This is a genomic window from Chryseobacterium gambrini (assembly GCF_027920505.1).
Taxonomy (GTDB): domain Bacteria; phylum Bacteroidota; class Bacteroidia; order Flavobacteriales; family Weeksellaceae; genus Chryseobacterium; species Chryseobacterium gambrini.
This window is the reverse complement of sequence record NZ_CP115857.1, coordinates 3414909-3433266: the sequence shown is the minus strand read 5'-3', so window position 1 is coordinate 3433266 and position 18358 is coordinate 3414909. Positions and strand designations below refer to the sequence as shown.

Genomic DNA, 18358 nt, shown 5'->3' with positions numbered 1-18358 from the left:
AATCTTACAAGATTCAATGATATGGGTAGAAGGTATTGCTGCTTTGGTTTCAATATTATATTATTCCCGAATTAAAAACCAATACTGGAAATACTTTTCGTATTATTTAATTTTAATGTTTCTATGTGAAGTCATCGGAAAATGGGGCGAAAATTTTATTGATTACAATAAACAAAATTTTTTCAATTATTTTGTAATTCCAGTAGAATTTATATTTTTTTACTGGATCTATGCAGCAAAATCTTTTGGAAAGCCAAAATTATTTTACGCAATATCTGCTTTATACTTAGTTTCTCTGATCTTTGGAGATATTTTTTCTACAAAGAAAATAATTATGTCATTCAGCTACACATTTGGCTGCCTGATTCTTATGGGCTTAGTGATAATGGAATATTACAAACAGATTAATTCTTCGAATATTCTCAATTTCAATAGAAATCCAATGTTCTATATTAATCTGGGGGTTACATTATTTTATATTGGAACTTTACCTTTTTGGACGTTTTTTGCTTATATCATAGTTTATAGAGAGATATACCATATTTATTTCTCCTACTTTTTACTATCAGGAATCGTCATGTATCTTTTATTTTCAATTTCATTCATATGGGGAAGACAGAACTCTTAGTAACTTTAATTCTATTCAATATCTTTTTTGTATTGTTTGTGGCTGCGGTGATGGTTTATATCCGCAAATACAAACAGCGCAAAAAAGAATATCTGAATGAGATTGAAATAAAAAACGAAATTCACCAGAAAGAATTGTTAGCGACGCAGCTCGAAATCCAGCAGGCAACAATGCAGCAGATCGGGCGCGAACTTCACGATAATATCGGGCAGAAATTAACGTTAGTGAGCCTTTACACGCAGCAGCTTTTGTATGAGAATAAAGTTCCGGAGGTAAGCGAAAGAATTGAGCAGGTTTCACAGATCATCAATCAGTCGCTTCACGATCTCAGGAGCCTTTCAAAAACATTAACGGACGATAATATTAATCAAAAGGAAATCGTAACTTTAATTCAGGAAGAAGTAGACAATACCAATGCGTTTAAAAAATGCCATGTCGATTTTCAGCATAATTTTAATCAGCTGGATCTCAGCTTTGTGCATAAAAACGTATTGCTAAGAATTACTCAGGAATTTATTCAGAACAGCATCAAACATTCGAGCTGTAAAAATATTCTGATTAATCTGAATACTTCTCAGGAGTCGCTTTGGGAACTGAATATTAAAGATGACGGGGTGGGTTTCGATCAGTCCAACATCAAATCCAACGGAATCGGGCTTACCAATATGAAAAACAGAGCCGAAATTATCGGGGCAGATTTCTGTCTTGAAAGTCAGAAAAATTTGGGAACTACGCTCAACATTATTTTAAAAAGACAGCCATGAAAAAAACGATAGTAATTGTAGACGATCATGTACTTATCGCAAAAGCTTTAGAAGGAATTATTGATAATTTTCCGGAGTTTGAAGTGATCTACGTTGCCGAAAACGGAAAAGATCTGATCCAGAAATTCGAAAACAACAGCAAAATTCCGGATATCATTCTTCTGGACATCAGTATGCCGATTATGGACGGTTTCGAAACCGTGCTTTGGCTTAAAGAAAATCATCCGAACATTAAAGTAATGGCTTTAAGCATGCAGGGCGACGATAAAAGCGTTATTAAAATGATCCGGAACGGCGCCAAAGGGTACTTACTGAAAAATACACATCCGAAGGAACTGGAGAATGCATTGACGAAACTTAACAATGACGGTTTTTTTTATCCGGAATGGGCTTCGAAAATCATTTTTTCCAACATGAACAATGAAGATGCTGCCAATAATGTAAAAATTTCCGACCGCGAGAAAGAGTTTTTAAAATATACCGTTACAGAACTCAGCTATAAAGAAATTGCGGATAAAATGTGCTGCAGCCCGAGAACAGTGGAAAGCTACAGAGATCAGCTTTGTGATAAACTAGATCTTAAAACGCGGGTCGGTCTTGCCGTTTTTGCTATTAAAAATGGTTTTGCAGGATAAAATCAACATTCAAGCATTACTCAATAATGATTTTAAATAATCAACAAAAATACTGTTTAAATAAAAATACAGCAACATATATTTAAAAATACTATTTATTGAATAATAAAATAATTCAACTACATAGTGAAATACTTGCATATCTACTTCAAATAATATAATTTCATCTCCGAAACAAAATATTGTATTTTTATGAAAAAACTATTGTTCGGAGCTCTTATGCTGAGTTTCCTTTCTGCTTGTAACAGCGACAACGTTTCTAACCAGACTGAAGAATCTGAAAACACGCCTGCCATTTCCGGAACCGCACTGCAAAGAGGCTGTGCTTCTGAAGAAATCAGAAAAGTGGCATTGAAAAACAGTTCGGAGCTGAGACAGAAATATTCTGAAATCGAAGCCAAAACTGAACGATTTGAAAATGACATGAAGCTGGGAAAAGTATTATCCGATGGTACCGTTGAAATTCCGGTAGTGGTAAATGTCTTATACAGAACAACTGCTGAAAATGTTTCTGATGCGCGTATTGCAGAACAAATTGCAGTTCTTAATGCGGATTATGCAGGAACCAACACCGATGTTTCAAAAATTCCTTCCGAATTTCAGGGGGTAAAAGCAGGTGATGTGAAAGTAAGATTCAGACTGGCAAATGTGGTGAGAAAATCTACTACCAAAACAAGCTGGGGTACCAATGATGCCATGAAGAAAGCATCTACCGGAGGAATTGACGCAACAAGTCCTTCTAACTATCTAAACATCTGGACGGTAGGAAATATGGGACAGGTTCTTGGCTATGCGACTTTCCCTGAATCTTCCGGATTATGGAATGATGGTGTAGTAATTGCCGCTCCTTATTTTGGTAAAACCGGCGCCTCTTCTCCATTTAATCTGGGAAGAACAGCCACCCACGAAGTGGGACACTACCTGAACTTAAGACACATCTGGGGAGATGCGAACTGTGGAAACGACCTTGTAAGCGATACACCTACACAAACAACAGCTAACACAGGAAAACCAAGCTACCCTCTTTACAATACCTGCAGCGGCGTACAGAGATCTGTAATGTTCATGAATTACATGGATTATGTGGATGATGCTGCCATGTTTATGTTCTCCGCAGGACAAAAAACCAGAATGCAGTCTGTTGTAGCTTCTAACGGAGCAAGATCAGGACTAAGACTATACTAATCTTTATTGTTAATTTTAATACAAATGATTCCGGCTGTTTCTCTGAAACAGCCGGAATCTATTTATAATGTTTTAGTATTGTCTTTCGGTGTATAATCCATAAAGATACCACCATCAAGATTTACCGATTTTACTTTTTTGGTAATCGGAACCGTAAGCATTGTTTTTTTCTGATCTTTTTCCCAGACCGATGGCGAAAAATGAAGCTTCTCCACACTTCCGTCTTCATAGCCGATTTCCGCATCAAAAGGAATCGCAAAACCGCCCACATTATCTACATTTACCGTCAGAAGATCATTCATCTGAGATGCTGAAGACACCTTCAGATCAATATAATTATTGGTGTAAAACCAGTTATTAAAGAACCAGTTCAGATTTTTTCCCGAACCTGTATTCATAGAATTAAAATAATCCCACGGAATCGGATGCTTTCCGTTCCAGTTGTTCATATAATGATGCAGTGCTTTTTTAAACAGATCATCCCCCAGATAATCTTTTAAAGCCAGATAAGACAGGGATGCTTTTACATAAGAATTGTTTCCGTACCCTGCTCCGCTTACCTGAGTACTCATCGTAATAATAGGCTGATCCTGTTCCGCAGAAGGATCATTGATCCATCTTTTTACCCTGAAATTTTTGTAAAATTCTTTGGCTTTTGCTTCTCCGTTTTCATCAATCCCGATTAAATATTCCAAAGTCGTTGCCCAACCTTCATCCATAAAAGCGTAACGCGTTTCGTTGATGCCCATGTAAAAAGGGAAATAAGTATGTGCAATTTCATGATCTGCGGTTAATCTCGCATCCTGAAAATCATCCGGAATACTGGTATCATTAATCATCATCGGATATTCCATATCTGCGTATCCCTGAATTGCCGTCATCGCATTGTAAGGATATTCCACTCCGGGCCAGTTTTTAGAAAACCAGTCGAGATTATACTGCATCCATTCCACATAATGCTCAAAATCTTTTGCATCTGCTTTGTAACCTGCCTGAACACTTGCTCTTTTCGTTTTAAGCTGAACACTTGCTGCATCCCAAACATAATGATTGCTTAAAGCAAAACAGAAATCGGTGATATGACTGGCTTTAAATTTCCACGTATTCCATTTATTCTGCTTCGTTACTTTTCCGGACTTCATTTCTTGCTCAGTCGCAATATGAATGACTTTGTCGCTTTTTAATGAAGACTTATATCTTTTTAAATACTCAGACTGAAGAACGGCATCGGGATTCAGGAAATCTCCGGTTGCCCATACTACGTAATTTTTAGGAGCAGTAATGGCAAAACTGTAATCGTTGAAATCATTATAAAACTCCTGCCTGTCGGAATGCGGAAACATATCCCATCCATTGTAATCATCATAAACAGAGACTCTCGGGAAAGAATAGGCTACATAAAATGTTTCAGGATCTATCTGTCCTTCTCTTCCGCTTTGTATAGATAAAGGATATTCCCATTCGATGCGGATTTCAGCTTTTGCTTTGGATTTTAAGGCTGAATTCAGCTTTATTTTTTCAACCGTTCCCCAATCGTCGCTGTTTACGTTATATTTTTCACCGTTTACGATAAATGATTTAATATGCAACCCCGAAGAAAGAAAATCTTTGGAAACAACACCCGATCTCGGAGCCTGCGGTTTATGGAGATTATTGACAAATCTTATGGCAAGATCATTCAGATCATTTGGGCTGTTATTGGTATAGACGATGGTTTCCTTTCCCGAAACCACCTTAGAATTGGCATCTACCTTTACCTCAACATTATAAATCCCTTTATTCTGCCAGTAATTTTTACCCGGAGCGCCCGACAGATCACGGGTTCCGTTTTCGTATGCTTTTTTAATATTTCTCGGCATATACAATTCCTGCGCGGAAAATTGCCATGAAACTAAAAACAATACACCCAAAACAAGCTTTTTCATTAAAATCTTTTTATAATAAGTATTTTATTTAACATAAAAGTAACAAAAAACGGCAATATAATTATTACCGTTTGTATTATTTTTTGACAGCTTACAATTAAGCAGAAATCATCTATTATCTTAAATATTTGACTAAAGCCATTTTAAAACATTAAATCCACCAAAACCGGAAAGTGATCCGATGGATACAGCAAATTTTCTCTTCTGTCGTTGATGTGTCTGTGAGATTTGATCTTAAATCCTTTCACGAAAATATAATCAATCCTGTCCTTCGGAATTTCATTTACATTAAAACCTGTAAAAGTGCCTTTCGGACCGTAATGTTTTGTTTCCGAATGATAGAAACTGTCTTTCATATTCTGCGACATAATTTTTATCGGTTCTGAATCTTCCGTTAAATTAAAATCCCCGCTCACAGTTACCGGCAGATTTTTAGGATTGATTTCTTTGATTTTCTTTAAAATTAATTCTGAAGACTTCACTCTTGCTACATTTCCGATGTGATCGAAATGAAGATTCAGTGCCATAAATTCTTTTTTAGATTTTTTATCTCTGAAAACAGCGTAGGTACAAATTCTGTTCAAAGCGGCATCCCACCCTTTTGATGGTTTTTCAGGAGTTTCCGAAAGCCAGAAGGTATCCGATTTTAAAACCTGCAATCTGTCTGTATCATAAAAAATAGCCGAAAATTCACCTTTTTCTTTTCCGTCGTCTCTTCCCACTCCTACATAATCATAGTTTTTCAATCCGTTTTTTATATCCTTCATCTGCTCCGGCAATGCTTCCTGAACGCCGAAATAATCCGGATGATAATAGGTAAGGAGATCTGCAACATCCTGTTTCCTGTTTGTCCACGAATTTTCTTTATCCGAATCTACATTCAGTCTGATATTAAAACTCATCACCTTAAGATTCTGCGAAAATCCTAATGCAAAAACCATCAGGAATACGATTGAAAATCTGTAATTCATAATCATCTATTTTAATTAACAAAGTAACAAAAGTAAGGTTTCTCCTTAAAACAGCCTTTAGAATTGGGAATTTTAATATTAAATTCAATTTAAAAACAAAAAACTCCGGAGTATTTTCCGAAGTTTTGATTTATTATTTATTGATTATCCGTTATTAATCAAACTGTTTTTTTTAACGCAAAGACTCGCAAAGATTCTTTATATACTAACTGTTTTTAAGTTCGCAAAGGCGTTTCACTCAGCGAAGAACCCAAAGATTTTCCAATTATGGCAAATTACGAACAATCATATATTATTTAAATTGAACCATTAAGATGGAGTTAAGGAGTTAAGAATATCTAAGTTTCTAATTTTTAAGATTTAAAAAAATGATTTTCCTTAATACAGTTTACCCTCTCAATTTAAAACTTAATGGCTCAAAAGATTAAAGTTATTCTTTATTAAATTTAAATTCTCTTCCGCTCTGCTTAAAGGTAAATGACTTTTTATCCTGACTGAAAGTTAAAGAAATCTGCGCCATTTCCAGACTGAACGTATTGTTTCCGGTATATTCCAAAGGAAATTCCTGCTGTCCTGTTGCCTGAGCAAAAAGCTGGTTGTTTTTCTCTGTAAATACAATTTTCATCGGAAGATCCTTGCTTCCGAAAGTTCCTGTAAATTCTTTAAGATTTACTTTTTCCGTCGGTTTTGCATCAGCGGAACTCCATGCGTTATTTTTAGAATCTACATCCGGAATTTCTGAATTCGGATCCAGTTTCACCTGATCGATTTCTTTTGTAGAATTGATTCTGAATGTCCATTCCGTATTTCTTTTCCAGACCTCGATCGGCAATTTTACCATCTGCTGCGTTCCGTCTTTAAATTTAACCTGAACATTGGTCGGCATTGGTAACTGTCCGATATTTTCAACCGTGATCTGGGCTCCGTTTTTAAAGTCTCCGTTAACGTATTTTACATTTTTAATGCCCTGATCGATTTTCCATTTATTGATGAACCAGCCTCTCCAGAACCAGTTCAGCTCTTCACCCGACACATTTTCCATCGTGTGGAAAAAATCCCAAGGTGTAGGATGTTTGAAAGCCCATCTTTCAACATAGGTTCTGAATGCCTTGTCGAATTTTTCAGGTCCTAAAATAGATTCTCTTAAGATTTGCAGTCCCATTCCCGGTTTGAAATACGCCAAAGCTCCGATGCTGTTCTCTTTCATATTATCCGGACCTACCATGATGGGTTCAAAACCGTCGCTCATAATATATCCGCTCATCTGCGCAATATTTTTCTTTTCGTAATACTCACCTTTGTTGAAAGCTTCCGTAGAAAGTTCGTTGATGAATGTATTAAATCCTTCATCCATCCATGCAAACAATCTTTCGTTGGAACCCACAATCATCGGGAACCAGTTGTGCCCGAATTCATGATCTGTAACACCCCAAAGATCGCCGCCTTTGGAATCCATATGGCAGAAAACAATTCCTGGATATTCCATTCCGCCTTCATTTCCTGCTACATTGGTTGCAGCCGGATAGGTATATTCGTACCATTTTGCAGAGTAATGCTCAATCGCCGCTTTTGTGTATTCTGTAGATCTGCTCCATGCCTCTTTCCCTACACTTTCTACAGGATAAGCGGAGATTGCCAAAGATTTTTTTCCGCTCGGAAGGTTAATTTTGGCCGCATCCAGAATAAATGCCGGAGACGAAGCCCATGCAAAATCTCTTGCCTGATTGATTTTAAATTTCCATGTTTTTGTTCCTGTTGAATTATTTTTTCCTAATTCAGATTCGGAACGGATCATCACTGTTTTATCACTGTTCTTTGCCTGATCCCATCGGCTGATTTCTTCTTTGGAATACACTTCTTTTGAATTCAGTAATTCTCCTGAAGCCACCACATAATGATTGGCAGGAACGGTAATGTTTGCCGTAATATCTCCGTATTCCAGATAAAATTCCGAAGCACCGAGATAAGGCAGCGTATTCCATCCCATGACATCATCATACACACACATTCTCGGATACCATTGTGCTATCGTAAAGATTTTTCCGTTTTTCGTATCCTGAATTCCCATTCTGTCGGAACCGTATTTTGGAGAAAGGAAAGAATATTCAATCTTAATTTTTGCGACTCCTCCCAGAGCTTTCAGTTCGGCAGGAAGATCGATCTGCATTCTGGTATCAGTAATGGTATATTTTACGTCTTTACCGTCCAGTTTTACCGATTTTATTTTGTAACCGCCGTCAAATTCCTCACCGTGCGCTCCGTTTCGGCTTCCCGAAGTCGGTACGACTGCATTTCCTCTTGAATCTTTTGCAAATAAATTCTGGTCGAGCTGCAGCCATAAAAACCCTAATTTATCCGGACTGTTGTTTGTATAAGTGATTTCCGCGGTTCCTGTAAGTTCGTTTTTGGCTTCGTTAAGGCTTACATCGAGATTGTAACTTGCTGAATTTTGCCAGTACGCGTGTCCCGGCTGTCCGCTTGCGGATCTTGTAGGCGTACCTGTCTGTGTATAGAAAAATGGTTTGAAAGCTTCTACGTAGCTGTATTTCGGGGCTTCCTGAGCCAATGCAGACTGTGAAAAGAACATCACGGCAAGCGCAGAAACAAGAGTTGGAATTTTGAAGTTCATATTAATTCTTTTAATTTAACAAAGTAAACAAAAATAAGACTTCTCCGGACAGAAAAGTCTGATGTCTTCATTTATCTTGTTAAATTTCTTTATCTTCTTCCACAGAAAGAAAATACTGCTCAAAATCTTTACCGGAAATAGTCTTTTCGCTTTCGAGTTTTACGACTCCGATGGTTTTATAGTGGGCAGACAATTTTACATTGTTTTTTTTCAGTTCTTTTTCAAGCTGTCTGATATCTGTATTTTTTTTGAGAACTGCTAAGTATGTTTTCATCATTATATCTGTATAAGTCCGTTTCCGATGTCTCTGTATTTCAAACCTTCGATGGGTTTTGCCTTCATTTCTACGAGTTCCCAGATTTCTTTTGCCGATTTTTCGGGAAACTGTTCCATATATAAAGCAATAAGCCCTGAAACATGTGGTGTTGCCATGCTTGTTCCGCTCATTGCGTAATAATTGCTATTTTTATTCTTAGAATTTTTGGGATAAGAACTGATGATATCGACTCCGGGAGCGCAGATATTGACGTTTCCTCCGGTTGAAGGATTTAAGCCTGCGTTGGAAAATTTAGCCACTTTCATTTGTCCGTCAATCGCTCCGACTGCCATTACCGAAATGGAGTTTGCAGGCATGGAAACAGGTTTCGGAACAGCGGGTCTGTTGCTGTCGTTTCCTGCTGCCGCAATAATGATGCAGTTGTTTTCCAAAGCTCTTGCACCCACGGTTTCAAAAAGCGGGGAAGGCGCTTCATTCAGCAGAACCGGAGAAGCGAGTGAAAGGGACAGAATTCTGAATTTCTTTGTAATTGCCCAGTCTATGGCATCAATAACGCTGCTTGTGGTTCCTTTTCCGGCATCGGAAAGTACTTTTGCAATTTTTAAATTGGCATCTTTTGCGATTCCGTACCGTTTTCCGTTATCCAGTCTTATATTTCCTGTTGCAACTCCTGCACAGTGGGTTCCGTGACCGTTGGGATCGCGGCTCCAGTCTTCTCCGGCAATAAAGGATTTGCCTTCAATATTTCTTCCGAAAAAATCGGGATGAGAAAGTTCTAGTCCTGTATCCAGAATACAGATATCAATACCTTTTCCCGTGTATAATGAATTTCCGAGACCCAAAGCTTTGAGTCCCCATTCCATTTCTACTAAAGGTTTTTGAGGTAACGGTTTGTTTATAATGTATTTTTCCAGCTCGGTGATTTTGTCTGCAATCTCTGCGGACTGTTTTTTCAGTTCACTGATGATGGACAGTTCATCCGCCGAAAAAAAATCTCTTTCTTTTTCAAAATAAACGATCGGGTTAGAATCGTTTTTCACAGCGCTTTTCAACTGTGCTTCATCCATATTTTCAACCACAAGAACACCCAGATTTTTGTAGAGAACTCCGTTATCTTCATCAATAACATCATAGGCTCGGTTTTCTGCGGAAAGAAATTCTGATGAGGTAATGTTTACATCAAATTCATTTTCAATTTTTTTGAGGGAATTTTTATGCTGATCTTCGAGAACAACAATGTATCTTTCATTTTCCATGGTTTTTGTTTTAAATCTATTATTAGCCTTTTAATTTTAATACAAAGGGCACTAAGTTTTTTTACAACTAATTGCTTTTAAGGCTCACAAAGGTGTTTGGCTACGTCGAATCTTCGATTTCCCTTAAATTAAGAAACACAGAGATTTTAAATTATTACAGATTAGTTTAATTTTAAAAGAACTTTTTCAAGAAGCAGGTAAATGTCTTCCGAAATCATCTGTAATCTGAGTTTTTTATTAATTCCGGCAATCTGAGTGTTTTGTTTGATTAAAGAATTCCAGAAGTCTTCAATTTTTGGTACATTGGCGAGACTTTTCACGATTTCGTCGTTCAGTATTCCGTTTTGATAGAGAGAAACAATTAATCCTGATAAAATTTCTTCTGCTTCATCCAGTTTTTTATGCTCTTTGGTATACATTTCCATTAAAAACTTGTGTACACTTTCCATTGCACTGAATGAAAATCCCCAAGTCAGCTCACGTTTTCCCGAAGCTATTTTTTCCATCTGAACAGGATTAAATCCTCTTTTTACAGTGGAAATCATGTTCATAACCTTTAAAACTTCAGATTCGTACGTAGTATTTCCTTTTGTTTTCAGGTAATCTAAAAATTCGTAGAGAAATTCTTCAAACTGTGCATCAAAATCGAAAGACTTCGACAGATAAAGCTCCTGAACTTTATTAAAATGTTCCAGCAGTTCCTGAATTTTCTGTATCGTATGATGAACGAGTTCCTGCATTACTCAAAAATTATCTGTTCGACTTCTTTGCCGTCTTTGTCTTTAAAAGAGACGATTCTGATTCCTTCGTCTTCCATTTCCACATGAAGATTGACGAAAAGTTTGTCTTTGTCTTCCGCAGAGTTGGTATTAGGATCGATGTAGATGTTATTGATTTTAGAATTCACGAGGCTGAATCTGTTCAGCAAAGCATTACTAAAAATTTCTTTCAGCTCGTTCACTTCCTCTTCGCCGTTTCCTTCCTGTACGCGGAAAATTCCGGAATTTAAACTTTTAACATTCTGTCTGAGATCAACTTTAAGCAATTCCACAGAAGGTTTTTTACCAAATTTCTGGTCTCCGGTTTCAAGTGCTTTAAAAAGACTGGTAAATTCTTTGGTCTGAAGCTGTTTTTTGCTGATCTCCGTCATATTGAGGTTTTTCTCTTTATTGACAAGGCGGATTTTTTTGTTAACATCTTCCACAAGCTGATCTTCGCTGTACTTGAAATTGTACTTCGAATCTGCATCAATATCCGTGATTTTGATGGGAATATCCATCTTTACACTCGGAAGCGAATATCTTGGAACTTTAAAAAACTTTAAATACTCGTGTTTAGCATATTCTTTTGCGATCATTACCGCATTTTCGTCTGCTTTTTTACGAGCCTGAATTATCTCGTTGTTGAGATAATCCAGGTAATCTGATAATTTAATCATTTCTCGTAAAGGGTTTTTATTGTGCGAGTAATCCTAAAACTTTTTCCAATCCTGCAGGCATTTCGTCGTTGGTTGCTCTTACTTTTACGCCCAGAGAATATTCTTTTTCCACTTTAATTCCTGTGGCAGAAGTTCTTTTGTAAGAAACATCCACTTTAAACTTCACCGGTCCGAAACCTCCTGAAGCTCCTGCGCTGATCCCGAATTCATCGCTTACATCTTTTGTATAGGTGGAATTTAATTTCACATTGAAATCCACTTCGCAGGTTTCAATTCTGAAGCTCGGAACATTTAATAATGCAATGAAAGGAACTGAAATTTCAACATCGTTCATTGTTTCTTTAGGATTGGTGGAACTTTCGGGTTCTGCCGGATCAAAATCTGGGTTTGGTCCCATTTTTTTGTATTTGAATTCCGCCATACGAAGTTTGCTATCGCTTCCATCCTGTTCGAATCCTACTTCTTTGATGAAATTTACTGTGCTGATTGATGCATTCGACTGTGCTTTTACACACGCATCCAACGGACCTCCGATGATGGTTGCAAAATCGATGCTTCCCAATTCTGCTGCAAAATCTGCGCTTTCGGCTCCTGAAGTTTTGAAAACCTGATCGTCTGCCGCCATTCTTCCTGCCATCATTTTCATGATTTCTGAAGAAACGGCTGCGAAAGATTTTTCCCACTTCTCATCGTAATTTTTCTTGAAGTCTTCAATAATGCTTACCAATTCTTTGTTGGAAAGGGAAGAAAGCTCGGAAGTTTCAATACCCGATACTTTTTCGTAGACTGCGGGACTTAAAGATTTTTCCAGTCCTGTTAATAAATCAATTAATTCACTTTTTGTTTTCTTGGTGTGGTTCGCTTCCAACACCGACTTTAATGTTTCCATGTTTGGTTGTTTAGGTTATTAAAAATTGATACTGCAAATGTATCATCGCCTGTGATGAGTTGTCTCAGTAATTCACCTAAATTTCAACCGTAAAATCACCCAAATAAAAAAAGTAGATTCCCCATTGAGAATCTACTTTTTGCTTTATTTAAAGGATTTTTTTCTTTTTAAATTAGAAAACAATTTAAATTTTCCTGATTATCCGCAATATGCTATAATTAAATGTTGTTTACTGTAATCATTATTATTTTTTTGCCACAACGTACACTAAGGTTATCCACAAAGCTCACAACTATTGTGTTCCTTATCAAATCTTTAGTGCTCTTCGTGGTTAAAATCCAAGCATGATAAATAAAGTATATCCAAATAAATTTTTATACACATTGTCATTCCGACGAAGGAGGAATCTCTACAAACGATAATAGATTCTTCACTCAACTTCTGAACTGCGTTCGTCGACTTTCTGCCTATGTTCAGAATGACAAACGGATTAACTAATCTTAACTCCTTAAAATTATTCTTAATGGTTAAAATTTAAAATTAATTTGATTTTTTTGCTTTAATCATGGCTTCCAAAGCATCCCACATTTCCTGCGGAATATCTTCAAGCATGTTAAATTCACCCGCTCCCTGCAACCATTCTCCGCCGTCGATGGTTACCACTTCGCCATTCATATAAGCGGAATAATCTGAAACTAAGTAAGCGGCAAGATTTGCCAGTTCCTGATGTTCTCCTACTCTTCTTAAAGGAACTTTCTTTCTCATGTCAAATTTTTCCTGCAGGTTTCCCGGAAGCAATCTGTCCCATGCTCCTTTTGTAGGGAAAGGTCCCGGAGCAATGGCATTGAAACGGATTCCGTATTTCGCCCATTCCACCGCCAAAGATCTTGTCATTGCCAAAACGCCTGCTTTTGCACAAGCGGACGGAACCACATACGCAGAACCTGTCCATGCATAAGTAGTTACAATATTTAAAACCGTTCCCGGTGTTTTGGAATCGATCCAGTGTTTACCAACGGAAAGGGTACAGTTCTTTGTTCCTTTCAACACAATATCCAGAACAGCATCAAAAGCAGAGTGAGTGAGCCTTTCTGTGGGGGAAATAAAGTTTCCGGCAGCATTGTTGAGCAGGATATCAATTTTTCCGAATTCTTTTAACGCAGCTTCTTTCATGGCTTCTACCTCATCCCAGTTTCTTACATCACACGCAACGCAAAGAACTTTTCCGCCTGTTTCTTCTTCCAGTTCTTTTGCAGTTCCCTGTAGTTTTTCGAGGTTTCTGGAAGTGATGACTACTTTTGCGCCCAATTCGAGAAAATATTTGGTCATTGCTTTTCCAAGACCGCTCCCTCCTCCGGTTACAATGGCTACTTTATCTTTTAAAGCTCCTTCACGAAGCATCGGCTGTGTATAAAGATTCATAATTTAGTTTTAATAGATTACGTTAAGTAGTAAATTTACTATAAATATTTGTTTTGGCAGAGTAAAAAGCTATGCACGATATAGAATTGTAAAAAACCCGCTATACCAAGCTTCATAAAATCAATCCCCAAACATTTCCAATATATACTAAATTTAATCTCTGCAATTTTATTAAAACATTATATTTAATTCATTAAAATTGTACATTTGTTAAAAATTAAGCATAATTATGCCAAGTCTTACTCCTAAAACCAATGTGCTGGGATTTTCGAATGCTTATCATCTTCTCAGACGTACCACTTATAACATTACGAAAGCAAAGATTCTGGATTTTGCAACCAAAACTCCACAACAGGCGCTTACGGAATTGTTTACATTCAGCAATCCTGTTCCGCCGTCTCCGCTTAATAATGTAGGTGAAACGATTGTCCCGACGGCTGCAAATCCCACCATTACCGATACGCAAAGCACAGCAAACAGCGTGAGGAACGATCTTTACTGGTGGCTTTACAGCGCTTTGAAAGATCCTTCTGCCCAATATAAAATTGCTTATTTTCTGCACGTTCTTTTTGTAACGGATGATGATACTTCTTTCTGGACCAACTATGATTACAAGGAACTTCTTAGATTCCATGCCAACGGAAGCCTTAAAGAACTGGCTTTCAGAATAACGCAGAATCCGAGGATGCTTATTTTCCTGAACAATAATGTGAATCTGAGTACAAGCCCCAACCAAAATTATGCAAGGGAGTTTCTGGAGCTTTTTACGATTTTAAAAGGACCGCAGATTGCTACGGGAAACTATACCAATTACACGGAAACAGATGTACAACAGGCGGCAAGAGTTTTAACCGGATTTTCTCTCACCTCATCGGTTCATCTGGATAAAACGGCAAGACTTACTTCTCTGGATCCGGTAACGAATATTCCCACCGGTCAGGTAAAAGTAAATACGCATGATACGGGAACCAAAACATTTTCGTCAGCTTTCGGAAATCAGGCAATTTCGGGAGGAAATACAGAAGCAACGATTAAAGCCGAGCTTCAGAATTTCATTAACATGGTTTTTAATCAGGATGAAACGGCAAAAGCATATTGCAGAAGAATGTACCGTTATTTTGTGGGAAGATTAATTACCACCGAGATCGAAAATGACATCATTGTTCCTTTGGCAGCTTCTCTTAAGGCAGATAATTACAATATTATACCTGCACTGACCACCCTGCTGAAAAGCAAACATTTTTACGATGAGGAAGACAGCATTACGGGAGACCAGACCATCGGAAATATTGTAAGAAATCCTGTTGAGCTTTATCTTCATATGTTTTCCCTGCTGAATCTTCAGGTTCCGCTGTATGGCGTAAATCCTTCGGCAATACACAGTCTGATGAATGTTGTCGGCAATTTCTCTACAAATATGGGAATGCCCATTTTCAGTCCTCAGTCGGTAAACGGATATGCAGGATATTCCAGCAGTCCGAATTATGATAAAAACTGGATTACCACTTCATCTCTGAGAATACGGTACAACAATACAATAGATTATCTCATCAACGGTCTTACCTATAATGGCTTTACCTTTAAACTGAACAATGCATCTTTTGTAAAAGACAGCGGATATTTTTCAAATCCTGCCAATGCAGATACACTGGTAACAGAATTTCTCCAGATGATGTTTGTGGAAGTTCCGGACGGCACCCGTTATGATTATTTTAAAGGTGTTTTTCTGAATAATTTAAGCACCATCAACTGGCAGAACGAGTGGAATAACTACCTCAGTACAGGAAATGCCAATAATGTAAAGATTCCGATCGACAGACTTGTAAAAGCCATCATTAAATCTCCTGAATTCCAAATAATTTAAGATCATGAACAGAAAAGATTTTTTAAAATTAATATCTCTTGCAGGAGTCGGAGCTCCGTTTTATCTTAACGGAATGCCTTCGAGGTTTATGAATCAGTTTTTGGATTTTCAACTGAACTGTGATACGGTTAACGATCGCTCTTTGGTTATTCTGAGACTTGCAGGAGCCAATGACGGACTGAATACGGTAATCCCGATCAGCCAGTACAGTACCTATGCCGCATTGCGTCCCAATATAAAAATTGAAAGTTCAGGAACAGGAAGTTATATTCCGTTAGACAGCACGGTATCTTCCAGTAAACTTGTAGGTCTTAATCCTTCTATGACGGGTTTTAAAAGCTTATACGATTCCGGAAAACTGCTTTTAATGAACGGAGTTGGCTATCCGAACCCGAATTATTCGCATTTCCGATCAGAAAATTTAATGTTTGCAGGGAAAGACGGAACTACAAACTCGGATCTTCTCGACGGTATTTTCGGAAGATATCTTGGCGCGTTATATCCGGGACTTGCCGGAAATCCGACGACACTGAATCCTGATCCGCTTGCTATACAGATGGGAAATCTCAATCCGTGTCTGTTTTATGAACATACGACTGAGAAAAATATCGAATACAACATGACCGGCTTTCAGTCGAGTGTTTTCAGCAATTTAAACTTAATGAATTCTGAGTATAACGATCTTCTCAACTATATAAAAGGAGTCGCCACGAGTATGGATGCGTATTATGACCGCGTGATGCAGGTTTTCAACGCCGGAAACAATTCCACGACTACTTATCCTAATTCGTCTTTGGGAAAACAACTGAAAACAGTGGCAAGAATGATTAAAGGAGGCAGCAAGACCAAGATTTTCCAAGTGCATTTAAGCGGATTCGATACCCATGTGAGTCAGGTACAAACCGGAAGTACGCATTTGGGAACCCACGCGAATCTATTAGCAGATATTTCCAATTCTGTTGCCGCTTTTCAGGCAGATATTCAGCAGTTGGGCATTGCAGATAAAATAATGACGGTTACTTTCAGTGAATTCGGCAGACAAGTTCGCGAAAACGGAAGTGTGGGAACCGATCATGGAGATCTTGCTCCGTTTTTCGTGGTTGGAAACGCCGCAGCCGCAGGAATTTTGGGAGATCATCCTGTGTTTACCAACCAGACAAGTTATTACTACAACCAAAATCAAAGAAGATATGATTACCGGCAGATTTTTGCTTCGCTTCTTCAGGATTGGCTTGGCGCAAGTACGAGTCTGATGATTACTTCGGAACTGGATTATTACGTTACGGGAAATCAAAAAGTGGATGTGATTAAAAATTCTCAAAAAGCGAATGCAGTATGCTCAACTTTGGGAACATCGAATGTAGTTTCCGATAAAGGAATTAAGATTTATCCGATTCCGGCAAGCCAGTTTGTGTATGTTGAATTTGAAAGCAGAATATCCGGAAGTATAAAGTATCAGTTAATGGATATGAGCGGAAGGGTAATTCACAGCTCTTCGGAAAAACCAATATCCAACCGTATTGAAATTAATGTTTCGGGAATTCCTGAAGGAAATTATTTGTTGAAAATTAATACAGATTCTGAAGAAATGAGCAGAAAAATTATTGTTTCGCACCGTTAGAAGTTGAGCCTGTTCAAACTTTTTATTTAACCGCAAAAGGTACAAAAGATGACTAAACTTTTATTTAAAGCTGATCATTATAAATGAAAAAGTTCACAATAGTTTTTAAAAATCTTTGATTTTTATTCTTTTGAGCGCTTTGAATATTATTGAAATTAGCTTTAACATTGTCTTTTGCGACTTTTGTGGTTAATTCTGAAATTAGTTTAAACAGATTTTAAATCAAAAACAGCCAGACAGAAATTGTCGGGCTGTTTTATATTGAACAAGATTAAATTTATTCAGATTAAGAAGCAACAACTGTACCTTTAAAAGAAAGAGTCTTTGGAGTTTTGCTGTCGCTTGTAGTAACATTTACCGTTTTCATGAAAGGACCCGCTGCAGCAGCGTTGTAGCTAGCTTCTACAAATCCTTTTTTACCCGGAAGAATAGGCGTTTTTGTATAATCCGCAGTTGTACATCCGCAAGAAGGCGCTACATTTTCGATAATGATAGGCTTCTTTGAAGTATTTGTAAATTCGAATCTGATGGTTTTTGGTTTTCCCTGAGGAATATTTCCAACATCAATAGATTCTGATTTCCATGTAACATCTGCAAGAATTCTTACAACCGGATTATTGTCAGTCGGAAGTGTATTTGCAAAAAACGGAGAAAATGCCAAAACTGCTAATAATGCTGAAATTTTTAAATTTTTCATGAGTATAAATTTTAATAATTAAAAAGAACCGATTTATTTTTGTTTTCACAAATGTAAGATGAATATTTATATTAATCCTGTTAACCGGTCTCAAACATTTGTTAATAAGTTGTTAATGATCAGAAATTAATAAATATTTTTGGATATTATTGTTCCT

Annotated in this window: 16 protein-coding genes; 6 read left to right on the top strand and 10 right to left on the bottom strand. The window is 37.3% G+C overall.

All coding sequences use genetic code 11. The features are described from left to right. The first annotated feature begins 16 nt into the window (after positions 1-16). From PFY09_RS15775 to PFY09_RS15760, 4 genes are all read left to right on the top strand, one after another. Positions 17-628: a hypothetical protein gene (locus tag PFY09_RS15775; RefSeq protein WP_271160318.1), complete on the top strand. Its 612-nt coding sequence runs from the start codon at positions 17-19 to the stop codon at positions 626-628. Continuing rightward, complete coding sequence (locus tag PFY09_RS15770; RefSeq protein WP_271160317.1) at positions 607-1392, top strand: sensor histidine kinase; 786 nt, start codon at positions 607-609, stop codon at positions 1390-1392. Before PFY09_RS15775 ends, PFY09_RS15770 begins: the two co-directional genes overlap by 22 nt. Next, positions 1389-2027 carry a response regulator transcription factor gene (locus PFY09_RS15765; protein ID WP_076395130.1) on the top strand — a complete coding sequence of 213 codons (639 nt, stop codon included), beginning with the start codon at positions 1389-1391 and terminating at the stop codon, positions 2025-2027. The genes PFY09_RS15770 and PFY09_RS15765 overlap by 4 nt, the downstream gene beginning before the upstream one ends. A gap of 192 nt (positions 2028-2219) precedes the next feature. Continuing rightward, the gene (locus PFY09_RS15760; RefSeq protein ID WP_271160316.1) at positions 2220-3212 is read left to right on the top strand and encodes a zinc metalloprotease; all 993 of its coding nucleotides are present in this window, start codon (positions 2220-2222) and stop codon (positions 3210-3212) included. 62 nt (positions 3213-3274) lie between these two features. Here PFY09_RS15760 and PFY09_RS15755 read toward each other — a convergent pair whose 3' ends face one another. The 9 genes from PFY09_RS15755 to PFY09_RS15715 all read right to left on the bottom strand — a co-directional run bounded on the left by PFY09_RS15755 (position 3275) and on the right by PFY09_RS15715 (position 14019). Continuing rightward, positions 3275-5137: a M1 family metallopeptidase gene (locus PFY09_RS15755; protein WP_271160315.1), complete on the bottom strand. Its 1863-nt coding sequence runs from the start codon at positions 5135-5137 to the stop codon at positions 3275-3277. Positions 5138-5280: 143 nt separating this feature from the next. Beyond that, entirely contained in the window at positions 5281-6108 is an 828-nt protein-coding gene (locus PFY09_RS15750) for an endonuclease/exonuclease/phosphatase family protein (protein WP_271160314.1), read from the bottom strand. A 430-nt stretch (positions 6109-6538) separates the two neighbouring features. Next, entirely contained in the window at positions 6539-8737 is a 2199-nt protein-coding gene (locus tag PFY09_RS15745) for a M1 family metallopeptidase (protein WP_271160313.1), read from the bottom strand. Between the two features lie 79 nt (positions 8738-8816). Then, positions 8817-9011 (bottom strand): hypothetical protein, encoded by a 195-nt coding sequence (locus PFY09_RS15740; RefSeq protein WP_271160312.1) that lies wholly within the window; start codon positions 9009-9011, stop codon positions 8817-8819. A 2-nt stretch (positions 9012-9013) separates the two neighbouring features. Continuing rightward, positions 9014-10270 carry a S8 family peptidase gene (locus PFY09_RS15735; RefSeq protein ID WP_271160311.1) on the bottom strand — a complete coding sequence of 419 codons (1257 nt, stop codon included), beginning with the start codon at positions 10268-10270 and terminating at the stop codon, positions 9014-9016. A 161-nt stretch (positions 10271-10431) separates the two neighbouring features. Then, positions 10432-11010 carry a hypothetical protein gene (locus tag PFY09_RS15730; RefSeq protein ID WP_256040679.1) on the bottom strand — a complete coding sequence of 193 codons (579 nt, stop codon included), beginning with the start codon at positions 11008-11010 and terminating at the stop codon, positions 10432-10434. Further along, on the bottom strand, positions 11010-11708 hold the full coding sequence (locus PFY09_RS15725; protein WP_076395114.1) for a hypothetical protein: 699 nt from the start codon (positions 11706-11708) through the stop codon (positions 11010-11012). Before PFY09_RS15725 ends, PFY09_RS15730 begins: the two co-directional genes overlap by 1 nt. A 16-nt stretch (positions 11709-11724) precedes the next feature. Further along, on the bottom strand, positions 11725-12597 hold the full coding sequence (locus PFY09_RS15720) for a DUF2589 domain-containing protein (protein ID WP_271160310.1): 873 nt from the start codon (positions 12595-12597) through the stop codon (positions 11725-11727). Positions 12598-13137: 540 nt separating this feature from the next. Continuing rightward, complete coding sequence (locus PFY09_RS15715; protein ID WP_076395112.1) at positions 13138-14019, bottom strand: SDR family oxidoreductase; 882 nt, start codon at positions 14017-14019, stop codon at positions 13138-13140. Between the two features lie 229 nt (positions 14020-14248). On the opposite strand from PFY09_RS15715, the gene PFY09_RS15710 reads away from it, so the two are divergent. Further along, positions 14249-15883, top strand: a complete 1635-nt coding sequence (locus PFY09_RS15710; RefSeq protein WP_271160309.1) for a DUF1800 family protein — start codon at positions 14249-14251, stop codon at positions 15881-15883. Positions 15884-15887: 4 nt separating this feature from the next. Next, on the top strand, positions 15888-17504 hold the full coding sequence (locus tag PFY09_RS15705) for a DUF1501 domain-containing protein (RefSeq protein ID WP_271160308.1): 1617 nt from the start codon (positions 15888-15890) through the stop codon (positions 17502-17504). Between the two features lie 286 nt (positions 17505-17790). On the opposite strand, the gene PFY09_RS15700 is transcribed toward PFY09_RS15705, so the two are convergent. After that, a complete protein-coding gene (locus tag PFY09_RS15700) occupies positions 17791-18201 on the bottom strand; it encodes a DUF1573 domain-containing protein (protein ID WP_076395107.1) in 411 nt (136 codons plus the stop codon). Between the last annotated feature and the right edge of the window lie 157 nt (positions 18202-18358).